At 31.4% G+C, this 1,328-nt stretch carries 3 protein-coding genes; all 3 read right to left on the reverse strand.

From position 1 onward, the window contains the following. Positions 1–313, reverse strand: a 313-nt coding sequence (locus RB298_RS07100) for an IDEAL domain-containing protein (RefSeq protein WP_486046562.1), incomplete at its 3' end; no start/stop codon positions are given. A gap of 179 nt (positions 314–492) precedes the next feature. Beyond that, positions 493–906, reverse strand: coding sequence for an RrF2 family transcriptional regulator (locus tag RB298_RS07105; protein ID WP_486046564.1), 414 nt, complete (start codon positions 904–906; stop codon positions 493–495). A 168-nt stretch (positions 907–1,074) separates the two neighbouring features. After that, positions 1,075–1,209, reverse strand: a complete 135-nt coding sequence (locus RB298_RS07110; RefSeq protein ID WP_098548470.1) for a BA3454 family stress response protein — start codon at positions 1,207–1,209, stop codon at positions 1,075–1,077. Between the last annotated feature and the right edge of the window lie 119 nt (positions 1,210–1,328).

A 1,328-nucleotide genomic window follows, 5' to 3' on the forward strand; every position in this document is an offset into this window, starting at 1 on the left:
GCTTAATTGAATTCAACTTGGAAGAAAGTTCGATAAACCAGTCCTCATCCCCTGTTGATAATGCCAAGTCTATTAAAAATAGAATTTGTTCCTTGTTTATCACATTTGAAACGGGCAGACTCTTAACCTGATTACTTAAAATAGGAATGGTCTTACCAACGGTTTCTTGATTGTCACTTGTGATAACATTCACCTTAAATACTCCTTGAGAAATATTTAGTGATTCAATATAACCAATTATTAATTCTCCTTTCCGTGATTTACCCTTAATCCAATCACCTGTTTTTAAAACGGAGCTACTGTGTGACAACATTCCCTTCACCTTCTTGTATTAGTTTAGTATCTAAAATATAGGAAGAGTGTTTCAACTGCTGAGAAATTTTCTTCCTTTACGTTATAACCATCATATTTCAAATTTAGTTAAAACTGTAATTTATTTTATTACAATTTAATTATAAAAAAGTAGTCAATCATATTATTCTTCGAAATTTCTTACTGTTTTTCATTAATAAGATCGACTACTTCGTTCAGTGTATATTTCTTTAAATATTCAACCAAATGTTCTTCACCACCCAAGAAAATTGAAAATAGGCCTCTTTGCATGTTTGCTCCTACAATACAATGTTCATTTGATTCAGGGCATTTAGGCTGAAGTGAACCTTCAGAGGTTATCTTATAAATATCCCATAGATTAACTTCAATTAGATCCAAAGCAAATTTAAATCCACCGCCAACTCCCTCTTTGGATTTTATAAAGCCATGTTTTTTCAACAAACTTAGGACTTTACGAATTCGTACTGGGTGAACACAGGCACTTTCTGAAATAGCATCGCTAGTTGCCATCCGGTCCGGCTGTAGCGCAAGAAAAATTAAACTGTGAATGGCAAGTGTAAAATCACTATTCATGTCCGGCCTCCTAAAATAAAAACAACTAATCATTTTTTACTAATTTCTGTATTTCTAGTATGTTTTTAAATACTTATCAACATACTGTAATGATAAATATTACAAATTAGATTGTCAAGTATTTGTTCTAAGCAAATTTCTTCATCGTTTCACAATGGAATTATAAATTTAAATATCCCATTGCTTTTTTACTTGTTCTTCTGCTAACTGTTTAATTTTTTCCCAAGTAAGTTCTTTTTTGACAAGGACATTGGTTTGATAATTTCTATCTTTATAATTAACTGTAACGAATACTTGAATCATCTCTTTTTTCCTCCTTTCAAAAACTTAAATTATTAATTAGCCACTTTTTGTAATTGGGTGTTCAAAGAATTGCGAACCTTGCGAGGCAAAAATCTACGTATTTCCTCCTCGCTATATCC

Source organism: Priestia sp. BR_2, from assembly GCF_041954005.1.
GTDB lineage: Bacteria > Bacillota > Bacilli > Paenibacillales > Paenibacillaceae > Paenibacillus_AQ > Paenibacillus_AQ lautus_A.

What these genes read in the sequence shown, in the direction of transcription:
- RB298_RS07105 (WP_486046564.1), bottom strand. Translation starts at nt 906, where the DNA reads ATGAATAGTGATTTTACACTTGCCATTCACAGTTTAATTTTTCTTGCG.
- RB298_RS07110 (WP_098548470.1), bottom strand. Translation starts at nt 1,209, where the DNA reads ATGATTCAAGTATTCGTTACAGTTAATTATAAAGATAGAAATTATCAA.